At 69.9% G+C, this 17,494-nt stretch carries 11 protein-coding genes; 8 read left to right on the top strand and 3 right to left on the bottom strand.

Annotation, left to right across the window (positions count from 1 at the left end):
- Nucleotides 1-40 precede the first annotated feature (40 nt).
- Complete coding sequence (locus ACIBHX_RS10265; RefSeq protein WP_397066140.1) at nt 41-967, bottom strand: family 16 glycosylhydrolase; 927 nt, start codon at nt 965-967, stop codon at nt 41-43.
- 378 nt (nt 968-1,345) lie between these two features.
- Between ACIBHX_RS10265 and ACIBHX_RS10260 the strand changes: the two genes are divergently transcribed.
- The 3 genes from ACIBHX_RS10260 to ACIBHX_RS10250 all read left to right on the top strand — a co-directional run bounded on the left by ACIBHX_RS10260 (nt 1,346) and on the right by ACIBHX_RS10250 (nt 6,220).
- Nucleotides 1,346-3,016, top strand: coding sequence for an NAD(P)H-dependent oxidoreductase subunit E (locus tag ACIBHX_RS10260; protein WP_397066138.1), 1,671 nt, complete (start codon nt 1,346-1,348; stop codon nt 3,014-3,016).
- A complete protein-coding gene (gene fdhF / locus ACIBHX_RS10255) occupies nt 3,013-5,673 on the top strand; it encodes a formate dehydrogenase subunit alpha (protein WP_397066136.1) in 2,661 nt (886 codons plus the stop codon). The genes ACIBHX_RS10260 and fdhF overlap by 4 nt, the downstream gene beginning before the upstream one ends.
- 109 nt (nt 5,674-5,782) lie before the next feature.
- Nucleotides 5,783-6,220: a cyclic nucleotide-binding/CBS domain-containing protein gene (locus tag ACIBHX_RS10250; RefSeq protein WP_397066134.1), complete on the top strand. Its 438-nt coding sequence runs from the start codon at nt 5,783-5,785 to the stop codon at nt 6,218-6,220.
- A gap of 9 nt (nt 6,221-6,229) precedes the next feature.
- Here ACIBHX_RS10250 and ACIBHX_RS10245 read toward each other — a convergent pair whose 3' ends face one another.
- Nucleotides 6,230-8,527, bottom strand: coding sequence for a glycoside hydrolase family 65 protein (locus ACIBHX_RS10245; RefSeq protein ID WP_397066132.1), 2,298 nt, complete (start codon nt 8,525-8,527; stop codon nt 6,230-6,232).
- 312 nt (nt 8,528-8,839) lie between these two features.
- Here ACIBHX_RS10245 and ACIBHX_RS10240 point away from each other — a divergent pair, with 312 nt between their 5' ends.
- Genes ACIBHX_RS10240 through narI form a run of 5 tightly spaced genes read left to right on the top strand, consistent with a single transcriptional unit; the run spans nt 8,840 to nt 16,539 of the window.
- Entirely contained in the window at nt 8,840-9,985 is a 1,146-nt protein-coding gene (locus ACIBHX_RS10240) for an MFS transporter (protein ID WP_397066130.1), read from the top strand.
- Nucleotides 9,982-13,596, top strand: a complete 3,615-nt coding sequence (locus ACIBHX_RS10235; protein WP_397066128.1) for a nitrate reductase subunit alpha — start codon at nt 9,982-9,984, stop codon at nt 13,594-13,596. Before ACIBHX_RS10240 ends, ACIBHX_RS10235 begins: the two co-directional genes overlap by 4 nt.
- Nucleotides 13,596-15,218 (top strand): nitrate reductase subunit beta, encoded by a 1,623-nt coding sequence (narH, locus tag ACIBHX_RS10230; RefSeq protein WP_397066126.1) that lies wholly within the window; start codon nt 13,596-13,598, stop codon nt 15,216-15,218. The genes ACIBHX_RS10235 and narH overlap by 1 nt, the downstream gene beginning before the upstream one ends.
- A complete protein-coding gene (narJ, locus tag ACIBHX_RS10225; RefSeq protein WP_397066124.1) occupies nt 15,215-15,817 on the top strand; it encodes a nitrate reductase molybdenum cofactor assembly chaperone in 603 nt (200 codons plus the stop codon). The genes narH and narJ overlap by 4 nt, the downstream gene beginning before the upstream one ends.
- Before the next feature lie 50 nt (nt 15,818-15,867).
- Nucleotides 15,868-16,539, top strand: coding sequence for a respiratory nitrate reductase subunit gamma (gene narI / locus ACIBHX_RS10220; protein WP_397067042.1), 672 nt, complete (start codon nt 15,868-15,870; stop codon nt 16,537-16,539).
- On the opposite strand, the gene ACIBHX_RS10215 is transcribed toward narI, so the two are convergent.
- Nucleotides 16,463-17,461, bottom strand: coding sequence for an Acg family FMN-binding oxidoreductase (locus ACIBHX_RS10215; protein WP_397066122.1), 999 nt, complete (start codon nt 17,459-17,461; stop codon nt 16,463-16,465). The genes narI and ACIBHX_RS10215 overlap by 77 nt on opposite strands.
- Nucleotides 17,462-17,494: the final 33 nt, after the last annotated feature.

Genomic DNA, 17,494 nt, shown 5'->3' with positions numbered 1-17,494 from the left:
CAGCCGGCACCTCCATCTGGCGAGCACAACGACAAACCGCTCAGCTCATCGCGTGATCCCTCGCCACCTTCGACCAGTGACCCCAACTGAACACCTTGGAATCAACCGTCTTGTCGACTCTGTCCCACGCTCGGACGTAGTCCACGGACATGCGGCCGACGGAGTGCGGGGCAGGTGGGATCTCGGAGTAGACGAAGTTGTCGACGATCACGTTGGTCATGCCTGTCGATGTGCCTCTCACGTGGCACACCGGCCTGCCGTCGACGTAGAAGTCGGTACCGTGTTCGTGGATGTCCGCCCCATAGACGTGCATACCCGCCGTTGGGTCGAACGGGGGCGTGTACACACAGCCATCGTCAGGGCCTGAATGCTGGGACAGGTAGAGGCGCGTGTGGTTGTCGGAGAAGAACTCGAAGACGTCCGTTTCGGTGTACTGCCTGTTGCCGGCCGCCTGCCACGTCCAGAACGCGGGCCAGAAGCCTCGAGCTGAGGGAAGCTGGGCCTTGATCTCGATATAGCCGTACCGGAAGGCGTAGCCGTTCTGGCCGGTCGACGTGATCAGGCAACTGGACCAGTTGTAGTGCTGACCCGACTGGGACGTGATGTCGTCCGGCTTCGCCGTGATGGTGAGCGCGCCTCCCGCTACCGAGCAGTTGCCCGGCTGATCGAACTCCAGTTGCTGGTTGCCCGAGTTGCCGGTCCCGAACGGCGTGCCAGACCAGTCGGCCTCGGCGCTGGAGCGGAATTGCCATTTCGACTGATCGATCGACGAGCCATCGAATCCATCATCGAACATGAGCCTCCAGCTGCCGTCCGGCCCTTTCGGCGTGATGCCGCCAGATGTCGCCAGTTGCGGCCGGGGGACCGAGCGAGCGTCCCAGGCTCGATTCGCTTGGTTCGCTGTCGCAGGCTCACAAAAGCTCATCATCACGGCCGCTACGCCGGCGAGAAATTTCAGAAACCGCATGATCTATCCCCTTTCCGCAGCTTTATTCAGCCCAGACCAGGACGCGAAACCCGCTACAGCGCAAGCTGGTGGCCTGTTGGTCCAGACATCGTGGCGACCTTGAAAACTGCCACGCTTGTTGAAACCGCCGCTACTGTGCCTTGGGGGGCGGATAACGATCAAGCGCAGGCGCTTAAGCGGTCTTTGGTCGCCGGGTGCTGGAGGTTTGCGGCAAGCGACGCCCGGGGAGGTCGGTACTCGTCCTGGGTGCTGAATAACAAGGCGCGTCGATGCCCATCCGCCGCATGGCCGCTGGGGAGGAGCTCTTGGCCAGGGAATTGGCGGATTATGACCAGTGGGTGAGGGACGTTTCGGGGGCCTGTGGTCAGGATGGCGGGTATGGGGCCCGCTGATCGATTTGACGCCTTCCGCGCGCTGGCGGAGCGCCGTGGACGCCCTGCCGTACTCGAGGCTCTCTTCGAGGCGGCACCTGCCACATCCGAGGGGCCCGAGACGTGGGCGCCAGAGGTGGCCAGGCGGCTTGGTCTGCCTGCGGCCGCGGGCCTCGGCCCTGCCACCTTCTACGCGGATCTCGCCGTCCGGCACGGCAGGCGGCACGTGCGGATCTGCACCGCGGCGGCGTGCTTCGCCGCCCGCCAGGGAAAGCACCTTCCCGAGGTGGAGGCCGCGCTCGGGGTGGGGGTGAACACCGCCGATCCGCAGGCCCGGATCTCGCTGCAGAGCGTTCGTTGTCTCGGATACTGCTACACGGGGCCCGCGTGCCTGGACGGAGATACGCCGTGCACGGGCCCGACGGTGGTCGATCAGCTCCGCGGCCTGTCACCCGCGCAGGATCCGCCGATCCCGGCCGCCGACACCACCGGGGATCCGGTCGTGCTGGCCGGCGTGGTCGCGGGGGAGGCGCCCTGGCAGGTGTGGCCGGAGACGGTGGCGACGCGCGACCGAGCCGACGTGCGGGCCGCGGTGCTGGCCTCCGGGCTGAGAGGACGCGGCGGTGCGGGGTTCCCGGTGGCGGCCAAGTGGGCTGCCGCGGGCGGCGCGCCGGAGACAGTGGTGGTGGCCAACGGCGACGAGGGCGACCCCGGCTCCTACGCCGACCGGCTGTTGATGGAGTCCGATCCAGGCCGCGTGCTCGAAGGGCTGGCGCTGGCCGGTTTCGCCTGCGGAGCGCGCCGCGCCGTGGTGCTGGTGCGTTCCGAATACCCGCGGGCGCTCGCCGCCATGCGGGCGGCCGTCGAACAGGCCTACGCCGACGGCCATCTGGGCCGCACGATCCACGGCAGCGAGGTGGACCTCGACGTCGACGTGGTCGTGGGCGCGGGGTCCTACGTGGCGGGGGAGGAGACGGCGTTGATCGCGGGGTTGGAGGGCGGCCGCGGCTGCGCCCGGCCCCGCCCGCCGTACCCGACCCAGCAGGGGCTGTGGGATGCGCCGACCGTGGTCAACAACGTGGAGACGCTGGCGGCCGTTCCGTGGATCGTCCGGCGCGGCGGGGACGCGTACGCGCGTCGCGGCACGCCGGAGGAGGCCGGCACGAAGCTGGTGTGCCTGTCAGAGCGCTTCGCCCGGCCTGGCTGCTACGAGGTCGAGCTCGGCACTCCGGTCCGGTGGATCGTGGCCGAACTGGGCGGTGGGCTGCGCGAGGGCGCCGACCTGAGCGTCCTGCAGGTGGGCGGGCCGTTGGGTGGCTTCCTCGCAGCCGATCAGCTGGACGTGCCGCTGTCGGAGGGAGGGCTGGCGGCTCTGGGTGCCGCGCTGGGGCACGCCGGTCTGGTCGCCTTCGATCACCAGGTGGAGCCGGTGCAGGTGCTGCGGCACGTGTGGGAGTTCGCGGCGGCGGAGAGCTGCGGAGCGTGTTCGCCCTGCCGGGTGGGCTCCCGGCGAGGGCTGGAGATCGCCACCGCCGCGGACCCGTCCGGTGACGAGTATGCGAGGCTTCTCCGGGTCATGGGCGCCGCCAGCCTGTGTGCCTTCGGGCGGCGGGTCCCTGCCGCCGTCCGCAGCCTGGCCCGCGCCTACGGGGATCGGCTGGCGGGGTGGGACCGGTGAAGGTCATCGTGGACGACCGCGCCGTCCGGCTGGCCGAGGGCGCCTCGTTGCTGGCCGCCGTTCGCGAGGCAGGCGTCGAGCTGCCGTCGCTGTGTCACGACGACCGGCTGTCCCCGGCGGGCTCCTGCCGTACCTGTCTGGTGAGATCGGACGGCCACGTGGTGGCCGCGTGCGTGACTCCCGCGACGGAGAACGCGGTGATCGAGGTCACCGCCGGAGATCTACAGCAGCTGCGCAGGGAGGCGGTGGAGCTCGTCGTTTCCGCCCTGCCGCCCCGTGCGCTGGAAAGTGGCGAGCTCGCCCAGGTCTGCCGCTCGCTGGGAATCACGGCGGACGAGGCTCGCGGCCGCGGTGGCAGGGGCCGAGACGACAGCCACCCCTATGTCCGCTTGGACCGCGATCTGTGCATAGCCTGCGGTCGCTGTGTTCGCATGTGCGCCGACGTGCAGGGCACCTTCGCCCTCACCCTGACCGGGCGGGGCGCCGACACGGTGGTCGCACCCGGCACCGGCGGGCTGTGGGCCGATTCCGACTGCGTCGCCTGCGGCGGTTGCGTCGACACCTGCCCAACCGGCGCGCTCACCGAGCCCGGGCTCATCGGTGGCCGCAGAACGCCGGGACTGACGCGTACCCGTACCACGTGCGGCTACTGCGGTGTCGGCTGCTCGCTGGAGGTCCTCACCAGCGAAGGCGAGGTGACCGCGGTCCTGCCCGACCACGAAGGCCCGGTCAACCGCGGGCACGCGTGCGTCAAGGGCCGTTTCGCGCACGGCTTCCTCCGCTCGCCGGAACGTCTCACCCGGCCGCTGCTTCGCCGAGGCGGCCGCCTGGAGCCGGTCGACTGGGACGAGGCGCTCGATCACGTCGCGCGCGGGATGCGGGCCGCCATGGACGATGGCGGCCCCGACGCGGTTGCGGCGATCTCCTCGGCCAGGGCGACCAACGAGGAGAACTACCTGATCCAGAAGTTCATGCGGGTCGCGATCGGCACCAACAACGTCGACAACTGTTCCAGGCTCTGCCACGCCCCCTCGGCTGCGGGGCTGACCGCGTCGTTCGGCCTGTCCGGCGGCACCGACTGCTTCGACGACGTCGAGGCGGCCGACTGCCTGCTGCTGGTGGGCGCCAACCCGGTCGAGGCCCACCCAGTGGTCGGAGCCCGGCTGCTCCAGCGAGTCCTGCGTGGAGCGCGGCTGGTCGTCGCCGACCCTCGGGCGGTGGGCCTGGCCCGCCACGCCGACGTGCATCTGCGGCCCCGCCCGGGCACCAACGTGGCCCTGTTCCACGGCCTGGCCCACGTGCTGCTCGCCGAAGGTCTGATCGATGAGGAATTCCTGCGGGTGCGTGCCGCAGGCCTGGCGGAGCTCACGGCCGTGCTGGAGGACTACCCGCCAGACAGGGTGTCCGCCATCACGGGGGTGCCCGCCCAGGACGTGATCGCCGCCGCTCGGCTGTACGGCCGGGCCGAGCGACCGGCGATCGTGTACGGGCTGGGGGTCACCGAACACCTGCACGGCACCGACGGGGTGCGCACGCTGGCCAACCTGGCGATCCTGCGCGGAGCCGTCGGCACCGGCCACGGCTTCGGGGTGAACCCGCTGCGCGGCCAGAACAACGTGCAAGGCGCCTCCGACATGGGCGCGCTGCCCGATCTCCTGCCCGGGTACGGCAAGCTGACCGACCCGGCCGCCCGGGCTGGAGCGGAAGGCGTGTGGGGCACGACGGTCCCGGACAGACCCGGGCTGCGCATCCCGGAGATGTTCGCCGCCGCACGCGCGGGTGGGCTCGGGGCGCTGTGGATCGTCGGTGAGGATGTGTGCGCCACCGATCCGGACGCCATGCACGTCATCCAAGCCCTGGAGGCCTGCCCGCTGGTCGTCTGCAACGAGCTGTTCCTGTCGGAAACCGCACGCCGGGCCGACGTCGTGCTGCCGGTCGCGTCCTGGCTGGAGAAGGACGGCACGTTCGTCAACTTCGACCGCCGGTTCCAGCGAGTGCGCGCCGCTCTCGCCCCGCCCGCCGGAGTCATGACCGACTTCGAGGTCGTTCACGCTCTCGCCGCGCGACTCGGCGTCGACCTGGGGTGTTCGACACCAGCTCAAGCGCTGGCCGAATGCGGACGGGTGGCACCACTGTTCGCTGGACTGTCCCATGACCGGCTCGACCGCGAGGGCGCCATCGCCTGGCCCTGCCCGGACCCCGACGGCCCGGGGGAGGCCACGCTCTACCGTGACCGATTCGCCACGCCTGACGGGCTCGCCCACCTCAGCGCGGCCCCATACCTGCCGCCCGGCGAGCAGCCCGACGACAGCTACCCGCTGATCCTCGTCACCGGGCGCCGCTGGGCGCACTACAACTCAGGGAGCATGACCCGTCGCACGGACAATCTCCGGCTCGACCCCGTGGACAGGCTCGACCTGCATCCCGCCGACGCGGCCCGGTACGGCCTGCGCGACGGCGACCTCGTCAGGGTGGAAAGCCGCCACGGCCGCGCCAGGCTGGTGGCCAGGATCGGCGAGGACACGGTGCCAGGTCAGGTCTTCTGCGCCTTCCATTTCCCGTCCAGCGGGGTGAACGCGCTCACCTCCGACCGGGCCGACGTCGTGACGTCCTGTCCCGAATACAAGGTCACCGCTGTACGGCTGGCCCGCGGATAGGACTTTGGTCCTCCTCGAGGATGGCTCGGGGCACACCGATTCAGGACCTTGGCCTCCACCCGTTCCGTGTCCTTCTCGTGAAGCTGGAGCTGACGAAGGAGGGGCGACGATGAAGATCAAAGATGTGATGTCCGCTCCCATCGTGGAAGTGACGCCGTTCACGCCGATCCGTGATGTCGCGCGGCACATGGACTACTACGGTGTCGGCTGCGTGATCGTGACCGATGGGCGGGAGATCACGGGAATCGTGACCGATCGTGATCTCGCCCTGCGGGTGCTCGGGCGCGAGCTCGAGGCCGACGGTCCGATCAGCGCGGTGATGACCCGCGATCCCGTCATCGTGCGGCCCGACGACGATCTCGACGTGGCATTCGAGACCCTCCGGCGCCACGCCTTGCGCCGTCTTCCGGTCGTCGACAGCGGGACCGTCGTCGGCATGGTGACCCTGGACGACCTGCTGCTGCACAGCCACCAGATGACAGCCGACCTGCTCAAGCCGGTCATCAGCGAGATCAGCGAGCCGCAGCATCCTCGTGACAGGGAATGAGAGCCTTCCTCATCCATCGCGCGAGGGCCCGGCGGCGGCGGGAACTCGCCCGGAAGGCCCAGCTGCGCCCCATGCGAACGTACGGCTGTCGCCACACCGGAGCGTGGCACCGTTGATCCGTGCCGCATCGCGGTCGGCGTCGATGACGAATCGGGCTCCACGCGCATGCAGTGCCAGCGAGACCATGCCGAGTCCGTCGGGCAGCAGCGGGTTCACCCGCAGGCCGTCCTTGCGGACCTCCAGCCCCAGGTAGCAGCGCTGCACCAGGTCCAGGGTGCCCGCCATCGCCCCCAGATGGATGCCCTCCGCGGTGGTGCCGTGCTGGACGTCCTTGATGTCGGAGGTGAGGGCTTCGGCGAAGAACCGCCACGATCGCACACGGTCGGACCTGGCCAGCACCCAGGCGTGCACCACCGCGCTCAGTGTCGAGCCGTGGCTGGTCCGCGCCAGGTAGTACTGGACCGTCCGGGGGATCAGGCCGGGCTCTGCCGGGTAGCCGAGCCGATCCAGGATCGCCAGCAGCTCGTCGGCGGGCAGCAGGTAGAACAGCATGAGCACGTCGGCCTGCTTGGACGCCTTGTACCGGTTGACGTCGTCGCCGTCGGCCTCCAGGGCCCGATCCAGGCGGCGCACGCCCCGGTAGCGCGTCCAGTCCAGCTCGAGCAGGTCGGCGTAACCGGTGAACTGGCTGATCACGCCGTCCTCGAGGAAGTCCACCCGCATCCGCCGGGTGATGTCGTCCCAGCGCGCCAGCTCGTCATCGGCGGGGCGGAGTGCGGGCGCCAGATCAGCGGCTTCGCGGGCGCGCATCAGCAACCACACGGTCATCACGTTGGTATAGGCGTTGTTGGCCAGACCTGGGCTGGTGTGGTACTCGTCGGGCCCCATGACGTCGCGGATCTCGTAACGGCCGGAGGAAGGGTCGAGGACGGCCAATGACGCGAAGAACCTGGCGATGTCGAGCAGGAGCTCGGCGCACCACTCCGGCAGTGCTCCGGTCGCCAGGTAGTACTGCCACACGTTGTAGCCGACGGCCAGGCCGATGTGGCGCTGCAGGCGAGATCGGTCGGTCAGCCACCGCCCTGAGAGGGGATTGAGGTGGACGGCCTGTGTCTGCTCGCTGCCGTCGCTGCCGCTCTGCCAGGGGAACATCGCACCGTCGAACCCGGCGGCCCGAGCGGCCCGTCTGGCTTCCGGCAGCCGCCGCCACCGGTAGCGCAGCAGGCCCCGCGAGATCTCCGGGAAGCGGAGGTTCAGCCAGGGCAGGACGAACAGCTCGTCCCAGAACACATGGCCGCGGTAGGCCTCGCCGTGCAGGCCTCTGGCAGGCACGCCCACGTCGAGGTCCGCGGTGTGCGGAGACAGGGTCTGCATCAGATGGAAGATGTGGAGGTGGATGATCTGGGCGAGTTCCGGCCTGTCCACCTCCACGGTGGCCCGCTCCCAGATCCGATCCCAGGCGCTGCTGTGCCGGGCCAGCATCGCGTCGAAGCCGGGCGCTTGCCGCACCCACTCCAGGGCGGCCGAGCGCGCGTCGTGGATCGCATGATCACGGGAAGTCGCCAGCGCCACGACCTTCGTCAACGTCACCGGCGTACCGGGCACGAGGTCGAGGACGTGGTGAGAGGTGATCCGGTCCCGCTCGACCCCCACTTCTCCCGGCAGGCTGACTCTGGAGGCGAGCGCGACCGTGATCTGTGAAGAGCGGGTTCTGGCGGTCAGCCAGGTGAGATCGTCCCGCGATCCCGTGCGGTGGTCGGTCAGGTGGTCGCCGCGCAGGTCGCGATACCGGGCCACGCCCCGGTTCGTCACCCGGCCGTCCAGGGCGGCACGCACCCGCAGCGGTCCCGACCAGTTCTCCGCGGTGAACGTCGTCTCCAGCGCGGCCAGGACAGGGTCGGCCATCGACACCAGGCGGCGCTGCCGTACCGAGGTGACGCGGCCGGCGTCATCTCGCCAGCGGACCGTGCGGTGCAGCACTCCGTGGCGCAGGTCGAGCTCCTGCCCGTAGTCCAGCAGCTCGGACCGTTCCGGGCAGAAGCACGCCGAGTCCGGGGTCGCGAAGGTCAGGGGCAGCCAGTCGGGCAGGTTGACCAGCTCTTCGTTGGTCACCGTACGGCCGGCGATCGGGGAGGTCAGCCGGTTGTAGCAGCCCGCGACATAGGTGCCGGGCGTGCGCATCCGTCCGTCAGGTGTCGCCCCTCGGGTGGCGAAGCGGCCGTTGCCCAGTGTGCACAGGGCCTCCCGCAGTCCCTCGGCGGACGGGTCGAAGCCGTCGTAGGTGAGCGCCCACGGGTTCATGGCCATGGCAGCGACGGTACGGGTCATGTGCCCGGCCGGACACGGCCATTGGACCTTCCGAGAGCGGGACTTCCGGCCCTGTGATCCGTCCGTCGGCCACGATCCGCTCCGCACACGCGGTGCCACGGGGTCAACGCTGCTCGGCTCGGTGGTTCGCGGCCGGTGGGGCGAATGGGGTGGGAACTCGGGACCAAAGACCCTGCCAGTGGACTCGGCCGTCAGAGGAGGCTGGCCGGTGAATGAAGCGATCGACATGAGAAGGACGACGAGACGATGACGTCTGTTTCTCCTGCCCCGACCTCGACGGTGGCGGGGCGGATGACAGCCCTCGTGCTTGCCACGGCCGCGTTCGCGGTGAACTTCTGGGCCTGGGCGCTCCTCAGCCCGCTCGGCCCGGTCTACAAGGAACTGTTCGGGCTGAGCGCGACCGCCGTGGCGGTGCTGGTCGCGGCGCCGGTCGTGGTCGGATCGCTGGGACGGATGGTCCTGGGGGCGTTGACGGACCGGTACGGCGGGCGGCTCGTCTTCGGGGTGGCCAGCCTGGCAGGCGTCGTGCCGGTGCTGTTCCTGGCTTTCGCCGACAGCTATCCCACCCTGCTCGCGGGCGGCATCGTGCTGGGCATCACGGGAGCCACCTTCGCGATCGGCGTGCCGTTCGTGAACGGCTGGTTCCCGCCGGAGCGTCGCGGTCTGGCGCTGGGCGTCTTCGGTATGGGCAACATCGGCACGGCGATCTCCGGCTTCGCCACGCCATGGCTGGCCGCACAGTGGGGCCGCGGCACGCCGTTCTTCGCCGTCGCTGTCGCCCTGGCCGCGACCGGAGTGGTCTTCCTGCTCGTCGGCCGGAACGCGCCGGGCACCGCCCCGGCCACCGAGCCGTTCCTGACGCGCTTCATGCGCGCGGCCCGGCTGCGTGTCACCCGGGAACTGGCCGCGATGTACGCGCTGACCTTCGGCGGCTTCGTCGCCTTCGGTGTCTACCTTCCCCTGTACTTGAAGGCGGTCTACGGGCTGACGGTTCCCGACGCAGCCGCCAGGGCGGCCGGCTTCGTGGTGCTGGCCACGCTGGCCCGGCCGGTGGGCGGGTGGCTGGCCGACCGCGTCGGCGGCGCCAACGTGCTCGCCGCGGTCCTGGCGGCCGTGGTGGCCTGCGCGCTGATCGTGTCGTTCGCGCCGGGGATGACGCAGGCGACGGTGGGCTTCCTGAGCATGGCCGCCGCCCTCGGACTGGGCAACGGCGCGGTGTTCGGCATTCTCGGCCGGGCCGTACCCGCTTCGATGGTCGGCAGCGCCACGGGCGTGGTCGGCGCGGCCGGCGGCCTGGGCGGCTTCCTGCCGCCGATCGTGATGGGGCTGATCTACCAGGCCACGGCTTCCTACGCCATCGGGCTGATGCTGCTCGCCGTGATGGCCTTCGGAGCCCTCGTGTACTGCTGGTTCGTTCTCCGGGAGACCGCCGCATGAAGATGGAAGAGCTGCTCCGGTTCGCCACGCACCTCCGGCCCGGCCAGGTCGCGGCCGACGGCCGCAGCCTGCACCTGATCGGTGGCCGCGACGGTGACATCTACTACCGCGACCGGTGGAGCCACGACAAGGTGGTGCGCTCGACCCACGGGGTGAACTGCACGGGCTCGTGCTCGTGGAAGGTGTACGTCAAGGACGGCATCATCACCTGGGAAGCCCAGCAGACCGACTACCCGAGCGTGGGCGGCGACCGGCCGGAGTACGAGCCGCGCGGCTGCCCACGCGGCGCGGCCTTCTCCTGGTACACCTACTCGCCCACGCGTGTGCGCTACCCCTATGCCCGCGGGGTGCTGGTGGAGATGTACGGCCAGGCCAGGCGCAGCGGCCTGGACCCCGTCGAGGCCTGGGCGGACGTGACGTCGAACCCCGGCAAACGCCGCAGGTATCAGGCGGCGCGTGGCAAGGGCGGCCTGGTCAGGATCACCTGGGACCTCGCCACCGAGATGATCGCCGCCGCTCACGTCCACACCATCAAGACCTACGGCCCCGACCGCGTGGCGGGCTTCTCGCCGATCCCGGCGATGTCGATGGTCTCGCACGCTTCGGGAGCGCGGTTCATCTCACTGATCGGCGGCTCCATGCTGTCGTTCTACGACTGGTACGCCGACCTGCCCGTCGCCTCCCCGCAGGTGTTCGGCGACCAGACCGACGTGCCCGAGTCGGCCGACTGGTGGGACGCCGCCTACCTGATGCTGTGGGGCTCCAACGTCCCTGTCACCCGCACACCCGACGCCCACTACATGGCCGAGGCGCGCTACCGCGGGCAGAAGGTGGTGGTGCTCGCGCCGGACTACAACGACGCCGCCAAGTTCGCCGACGAGTGGCTGGCCCCGCGCCCGGGCACCGACGGCGCGCTGGCCATGGCGATGGGACAGGTGATCCTCAAGGAGTTCTTCGTCGAGCGGGCGACACCGCCCTTCCTGGACTACGTCAAGCGGTTCACCGACCTGCCGTTCCTGGTACGGCTGCGCGCGGGCGACGGAGCCTACCTGCCGGACAAGTTCCTGACCGCGGCCGATCTCGGGCAGGAGGATCCGGAGGCGGCGTTCGCCACCGTGCTGCTCGACGCGCGCACCGGTGAACCCGTCGTGCCCAACGGCTCGCTCGCGTTCCGCTACTCCGAGCAGGGCGTGGGCCGCTGGAACCTCGATCTCGGCGAGGTCGACCCCACCCTCACCCTGCTCGACGCCGGACAGTCCGTGAGCGTCGCGCTCCCTCGGTTCGACGGGGACGGTGGCGTGCTGGAGCGCGGCGTTCCCGTGCGGGAGGTGGGCGGCCACCTGGTCACCACCGTGTTCGATCTCATGCTCGCCCAGTACGGCGTGCCCCGCGACGGGCTGCCGGGCCGCTGGCCGTCCGGCTACGACGACGCGGCCGAGCCGTACACCCCGGCCTGGCAGGAGGCGATCACCGGGGTCCCGGCGGCGGCGGCGGCGAGGATCGCCCGCGAGTTCGCGCGCAACGCGGAGGAGTCGCACGGCAGATCCATGATCATCATGGGTGCGGGGACGAACCACTGGTTCCACTCCGACACCATCTATCGGTCCTTCCTGGCGCTGACCACGCTCACCGGATGCCAGGGGGTCAACGGCGGAGGCTGGGCGCACTACGTCGGGCAGGAGAAGTGCCGGCCGATCACCGGGTGGGCGCAGCTGGCCTTCGGGCTGGACTGGGCGCGCCCGCCGCGGCAGATGATCGGCACGGCCTTCTGGTACCTGCACACCGACCAGTGGCGCTACGACACGTACTCGGCCGACGTGGTCTCCTCCCCGCTGAGCCAGGGCGCGTTCACCGGCAAGGCGACCGCCGACCTGCTGGCCCAGTCCGCGCGGCTGGGCTGGATGCCCTCCTACCCGACCTTCGACCGCAACCCGCTCGACCTGGCGGACGAGGCGGGAGACGACCCCGCCTCCTACGTCGTCGAGCAGGTCGAGGCCGGTCGCCTGGGCTTCGCCTGCGAGGATCCGGACGCGCCGCACAACTGGCCGCGCGTGCTGACGGTCTGGCGGGCGAACCTGCTGGGCTCCTCGGCCAAGGGGAACGAGTACTTCCTGCGCCACCTGCTGGGCACCGACTCGGCGGTACGGGCCGAGGAGGCCGGGCAGGATCAGCGGCCGGAAGCGGTCACCTGGCGCGCGGAGGCGCCACGGGGCAAGCTCGACCTGCTGGTGTCGCTGGATTTCCGGATGACCTCCACCACGCTGTTCTCCGACATCGTGCTGCCCGCCGCGACGTGGTACGAGAAGCACGATCTGTCCTCCACCGACATGCATCCGTTCGTGCACGCCTTCACTCCCGCGATCGACCCGCCCTGGCAGACCAGGACCGACTTCGCCGCCTTCCACGCCATCGCCGGAGCCTTCAGCGACCTGGCCCGCGTCCACCTGGGCACCCGCCGCGATCTGGTGGCGGTGCCGTTGCTGCACGACACCCCCGACGAGCTGGCCGTGCCGCACGGCCGCGTCGACGACTGGCGTACGGCCGGTCGCCGGCCGGTGCCGGGCCGCGACTTCCCCAAGATCGTGACCGTCGAGCGTGACTACCCGGCCGTCGCCGAGAAGATGGCCGCGCTCGGCCCGCTGCTGGACCGGCTGGGTGCCACCACCAAGGGCCTCACCTACGACGTGTCGGGCGAGATCGAGCGGCTTCGCCGGGTCAACGGCACCGCAGCCGGGGGATACGCCTCGCTCGCCCGTGACGTGGACATGTGCGAGGCGATCCTCGCGCTGTCGGGAACCACGAACGGGCATTTGGCGGCGAGCGGGTTCGCCACGCTGGCCCGCCGTACGGGGACATCCTTCGACGGGCTGGCGGACGAGCACAAGCAGATCACCTTCGCCGACACGCAGGCCCGGCCGGTGCCGGTGATCACCTCACCCGAGTGGTCGGGCAGCGAGAGCGGAGGCCGGCGCTACTCGGCCTTCACCATCAACGTCGAGCACCGCAAGCCCTGGCACACCCTCACCGGGCGTCAGCACTTCTACCTGGACCACGACTGGATCCACGAGGCGGGGGAGGCGCTGCCGATCTATCGGCCGCCGCTCAACATGACGGCGCTGTTCGGCGAGCCGGGACTGGGCGAAGCAGGCCCGAACGGCATCACGCTGCGCTACCTCACCCCGCATTCCAAGTGGTCCATCCACTCCGAATACCAGGACAACCTGCTCATGCTCACCCTGTCGCGCGGCGGACCGACGATCTGGATGTCGCCGGGCGACGCCGCCAAGGCCGGCATCGCCGACAACGACTGGGTGGAGGCCGTCAATCGCAACGGCGTGGTGGTGGCACGGGCGGTGGTCTCGCACCGGATGCCCGAAGGAACCGCGTACATGTACCACGCCCAGGAACGCATCGTGGACGTGCCCAAATCCGAGACGTCAGGGCGGCGCGGCGGCATCCACAACTCGCTGACCCGGCTCATGATCAAGCCGACCCACCTGATCGGCGGCTACGCCCAGCTGTCGTTCGCCTTCAACTACCTGGGTCCGACCGGCAACCAGCGCGACGAGGTCACCGTGATCCGCCGCCGTTCGCAGGAGGTGGACTACTGATGCGCGTCATGGCACAGCTGGCCATGGTGATGAACCTGGACAAGTGCATCGGCTGCCACACCTGCTCGGTGACCTGCAAGCAAGCATGGACCAACCGGGCAGGCACCGAATACGTGTGGTTCAACAACGTGGAGACCCGCCCAGGACAGGGCTACCCGCGCACCTACCAGGACCAGGAACGCTGGAAGGGCGGCTGGGAGCTGACCCGTCGCGGGAAGCTCAGGCTGAAGGCCGGTGGACGGCTGAAGAAACTCCTCACCATCTTCGCCAACCCGCTCATGCCGTCCATCGGCGACTACTACGAACCCTGGACCTACGACTACGACCGGCTCTTCTCCGCGCCGGCCACCGAGGACACCCCGGTCGCCCGCCCCAGGTCACTGATCAGCGGCGAGCCCACGAAGATCACCTGGAGCGCGAACTGGGACGACAACCTGGCCGGCGACCCGTCACCCGACCCGGTGCTCAGGAAGCTGTCGGACCAGGTGAAGCTGGAGTTCGAGCAGGCGTTCATGTTCTACCTGCCGCGCATCTGCGAGCACTGCCTCAACCCGTCGTGCGTGGCCTCCTGCCCGTCGGGAGCCATGTACAAGCGGTCGGAGGACGGCATCGTCCTGGTCGACCAGGACCGCTGCCGCGGCTGGCGGATGTGCGTCACCGGCTGCCCGTACAAGAAGGTGTACTTCAACCACAAGACCGGCAAAGCCGAGAAGTGTACGTTCTGTTACCCGCGCGTCGAGGTCGGCATCCCGACCGTGTGCGCGGAGACCTGCGTGGGGCGGCTCCGCTACATCGGGCTCGTCCTCTACGACGCCGACCGGGTGGCCGAGGCGGCCGCCACGCCTGAGGCGAAGGACCTGTTCGAGGCGCACAGGAGCGTGCTGCTCGATCCGCACGACCCTGCCGTGATCTCCGCCGCCCGGGCCGGCGGCATTCCCGACGACTGGCTGGAGGCCGCACGACGCTCGCCCATCCACAAGCTGATCTTCGAGTACGGCGTCGCCCTCCCGCTGCATCCGGAATTCCGGACGATGCCGATGGTGTGGTACATCCCGCCGCTGTCACCGGTGGTGGACGTGCTCGCCCAGACCGGGCACGACGGTGAGGACGCGGGCAACCTGTTCGGCGCGATCGACGCGCTCAGGATCCCCGTCGGCTACCTGGCGGAGCTGTTCAGCGCGGGCGATCCCGAGCCGGTGCGCGCGGTGCTGCGCCGCTTGGCCGCCATGCGCTCCTACCTGCGCCGCGTCAACCTCGGCCAGGAACGCGACGAGACGATCGCCGAGGCCGTCGGCATGACCGGCGAACAGGTGGAGGCCATGTACCGGCTGCTGGCCATCGCCCCCTACGGCGAGCGCTACGTCATCCCCAAGGCCCACGCCGAGCAGGCCGGCCGCCTGGAGGAGGCCGCCGTCGGATGCAGCCTGGACTACGAGGGCGGACCGGGGATGAACGGCCCCTTCGGTGAGGCCTCCGGCCTGCCCGATCCCGTCGCGGTGGAGAACTTCCACGCACTCAAGCAGCGGCAGGAGGGCGACCGGCTGAGCGGTCGCGTCAACCTCCTCAACTGGGACGGCAAAGGCCTGCCCGACGGACTCTTCCCACCCAAGAAGGACTCATGACCGACAACCAGGTGCGCACGATCCACCTCGCCGCCTCCGTCCTGCTCGGCTACCCGGACGACAAGCTGTTCGAGGCCGTCCCGATGCTGCGCATGGCGGTCTCCACCCTTCCCGCCACCTCGCTGACCGCCTTCCTGGACCACCTGGACACGGTCACACCGGGAGAGCTGGCCGAGCACTACGTCGCCACCTTCGACCTCAAGCGCCGATGCTGTCCGTACCTGACGTACTACGCGTGCGGGGACACCAGGAAGCGCGGCATGGCGCTGCTCCGGTTCAAACACGCCTTCCGCGAGGCGGGCTTCGAGCCCGCGGACGGTGAGCTGCCGGACCACCTGGCCGTGGTGTGCGAGCTGTCCGCCCGGGGCGGCACGGCGCAGGCCGTACGTCTCCTGCGCGAGAACCGCCCCGGGCTCGAACTGCTGTCCCAGGGGCTGGCTTCGGAACGCTCGCCGTACAGGCACATCGTCGACGCCGTCATCGCCACCCTGCCGCCGCCGACGGCGCGCGACCGGCTGGCCGCCGCCCGGCTGGCCGCCGACGGGCCGCCGGCGGAGGAGGTCGGGCTGGAGCCTTACGCGATCGGAGGCGACCGGTGACCATCCTGCTGTGGGTGATCGTGCCCTACGTCGCGCTGACGATCTTCGTCATGGGACACGTGTGGCGTTATCGCTACGACAAGTTCGGCTGGACGACGCGCTCGTCGCAGCTGTACGAATCGCGGCTGTTGCGGCTGGGCAGCCCGCTGTTCCACTTCGGCATCCTGGTGGTCGCCCTCGGCCATGTGGGTGGCCTGGTGATCCCCAAGAGCTGGACCGAGGCGGTGGGCGTCAGCGAGGAGCTCTACCACGTCACAGCCGTGGCGCTGGGCACCATCGCGGGTGCCTGCACGCTGACCGGCCTGGCCATCCTCATCTACCGGCGCCGCACCGTCGGACCCGTCTTCAGCGCCACCACCCGCAACGACAAGGCCATGTACGCGGTTCTGGCGCTGACGATCCTTCTCGGCCTGGCCGCCACCGTCGCCGCGAACATCCTGGGCGGCGGCTACGACTATCGCGCCACCGTCTCCCCGTGGTTCCGCTCGATCTTTCTCTTGCAGCCCCGGCCCGAGCTGATGGCCGGCGCGCCGCTGCTGTTCCAGCTGCACGCGCTGAGCGCGCTGCTGCTGTTCGCCATCTGGCCGTTCACGCGGCTCGTCCACATGCTCACCGCGCCGATCGGCTATCTGACCAGGCCTTACATCATCTACCGCAGCCGAGGCTCTGGTCCAGAACGTCACGGAGTGGGCGCCGTACAGCGCTCGTATCGTCGAAGGTGATGCCGAGCCGCATGATCATCTGGGGGTATTCGCCCGAGCAGAGTTCCTGACGGAGATACTCGCGCAGATGGTGCATCTCCAGCGCCTGGGTGTGGAAGGCGGCGCTGACCCCGTGGGCCGAGGCGTACAGGAGGGTCCGCTGGAGCGCCTTGCCGCAGGCGATCCACTCCTCACGGGTGTCACCGGAGGTGGTGAGCAGGGTCAGCACTCCAGACGAAGCGGACGCGCTCTGGTCGGATGGGTTGCCCCATTCGTGGCGCCAGGCGTAGTCGCGTTGCGGGAAGTGCGGGCTGGTGCGGGCGGGCTCGGCCGGATAGGCGTCCGCGGGGACGCCGTCAGCGCGGGAGCTGCCAGGTGGACGGGCCCAGCGGATGACCTCCAAATTCAGCACGCGGTCCTGGGACTGGACGCCCTGCGCGGCCTGCGTGAGGGCGGCCACCACCGCCACGGCGACGGGAGAGCGGACGGGGGTCAGCCTGGCGCCTTCCCGGCCTGCCTGGGCGACGAGCGCGTCGATGAGCCGGTCAGGGATGGGCAGGTCGGTGAATCCCGCCCGGTGGGTGCGACGGCGCTTGACCTCGGCGCGCAGGGCCTTGGTCAGCTCGTCGACGTCCGCGGATCCTGCTGCCCGTACGGTGGCCAGCAAGGAGGGCCGGTCCGGGTCGGGCAGGACCCTGGTGACGGGCTCGTATCCCTGGCAGCGCAGCGTGGTGACCAGGTTGAAGAGGGCGGCGCCGCAACTGATCAGCTGCTGCCTGCCCGTGGCATCGCCGTAACGCAGCCTGCGCTCGGGGTCGGCACGCACGGCGATCTCGTCCCCGGTGATGGAGAAGGACCAGGGCTGGCTGTTGTGGACGGAGGGCGCCCAGGTGGCGGCCTCCAGCGCGATTCGGATCGCCCGTTCCTTGTCCCGGTCGGTCATGACAGCCACCTCCAGCAGACCCAGGTCCACAGC

This window comes from Nonomuraea sp. NPDC050536, assembly GCF_044457685.1.
In the GTDB taxonomy this organism is placed as follows: domain Bacteria; phylum Actinomycetota; class Actinomycetes; order Streptosporangiales; family Streptosporangiaceae; genus Nonomuraea.
This window is presented reverse-complemented; position numbering and strand designations above follow the sequence as displayed.